The sequence below is a fragment of the Azospirillum sp. SYSU D00513 genome (assembly GCF_017356015.1).
Lineage (GTDB): Bacteria > Pseudomonadota > Alphaproteobacteria > Azospirillales > Azospirillaceae > Azospirillum.
Genome location: NZ_JAFIQV010000108.1, coordinates 1 through 1,555, shown reverse-complemented (window position 1 = coordinate 1,555; position 1,555 = coordinate 1). Strand labels below are relative to the sequence as shown.

The window sequence follows — 1,555 nt, the reverse complement described above, 5'->3', positions numbered from 1 at the left end:
CTAGACCCCATGTCCCTGCCGAGGTGAGGGTGGCTCGTCTCACGTTATGTCGAAATCGAGGATTGCGCTGGGTGGGCCGGCGCCGAGCCTCAGACATAGGAGACGAGCCGTGGAGCAGGATACAGCAGCCTACGTCGCCATGGACACGCACAAAGAGACGATCGCCATTGCTGTCGCGGAAGCTGGTCGTTCCGGTGAGGTGCGGTTCCATGGAGAGATCCCCAATCGGCCCGATGCGGTGCGCCGGCTGATTGAGAAGTTGGCCGGCAAGTACGGGCGACTGAGCGTCTGCTATGAAGCTGGCCCATGCGGCTATGGGTTGCACAGGCAGATCACGCAGCTTGGCCATGACTGCGTCGTCGTAGCGCCATCGCTCATTCCCGTGCGTGCCGGCGACCATATCAAAACCGATCGGCGCGACGCCGTCACGCTGGCCCGTCTGCATCGGGCTGGCGAACTGACCGCAATCTGGGTGCCCGATCCCGCCCATGAGGCCATGCGGGATCTCATTCGGGCCCGTACGGCGGCCATGGAGGCGGTCCGGCGAGCACGCCAGCAACTCCAGGGCTTTCTCCTGCGTCACAATCGGATCTTCAGTGGGCGAAAGACCTGGTCTGCCGCCCATCGACGCTGGCTGGCCGATCAGCGCTTCGAACACCCCGCCCAGCAGATTGTGCTGCAGGATCTGATTGACGCCATCAGCGATGCGGAAGCGCGGCGTGACCGGCTGGCCAAGCAGATCGAGGAACTGGCAACCAGCTGGGCGATGCGGCCGGTGGTTGAGGCGCTCCAGGCGATGCGGGGGATTGCGTTCCTGTCCGCGGTCATCCTCGTGGCCGAGATCGGAGACTTCCGGCGCTTCGCCACCCCTCGGCAACTGATGGCCTATCTGGGCCTGGTGCCCTCCGAGCACTCCAGCGGCAGCAAAACGCAACGGCTGGGCATCACGAAGGCGGGCAGCAGCCGGGCACGTCGGGTGCTGGTCGAAGGGGCTTGGAGCTACCGCTTTCCAGCACGGGTGACCAACGAGATCCGGGCTCGCCTGGAGGGGCTGCCCAAGGCGGTCCGGGACATCGGCTGGAAAGCGCAGACACGTCTGTGCGCACGTTACCGGCGGCTGATGGGGGCTGGAAAGAACAGCAATGTGGTGACGACCGCCATCGCCCGGGAAATGGCCGCCTTTGCCTGGGCGATCGCCCGTGAGGTGCAGCCAACATCAGCAGGCTGATCGCCGATCCCGAAGCACCAGGCGGGATAGAAGGAGGCTATCCAGAACAAGATGGTTGTTGCGCATGGCTGGAGGCGGAGCACGCCAGGGGAACCCTCGCTTGCACTATGTGGCCGCTCAGCGACGCCCGCTCCTAGACCGAGGCAGCCCCGAGACGGAACACGGTCCTGCGGTACCCAACCCGCGTATCAGAGTTTGATCAGCCGTCGTCTCGACAGCTCCGCCTCCTGCCATGCGTGACAGCCCCTGCCGTCACAATGCCGGAAACAGCCGGAGACGAACACCCGCGCCCATCACTCTTGAAACGGGACATGAGAGTGCACTGAC

Annotated in this window: 1 protein-coding gene; it reads left to right on the top strand. The window is 64.6% G+C overall.

The genetic code is table 11. The features are described from left to right. The first annotated feature begins 139 nt into the window (after positions 1–139). On the top strand, positions 140–1,228 hold the full coding sequence (locus JUB11_RS32395) for an IS110 family transposase (RefSeq protein ID WP_207462929.1): 1,089 nt from the start codon (positions 140–142) through the stop codon (positions 1,226–1,228). Positions 1,229–1,555: the final 327 nt, after the last annotated feature.

Bases quoted from the DNA above. Each gene is read 5' to 3' on its own strand.
- JUB11_RS32395 (WP_207462929.1), top strand. From the start codon at position 140: ATGGACACGCACAAAGAGACGATCGCCATTGCTGTCGCGGAAGCTGGT.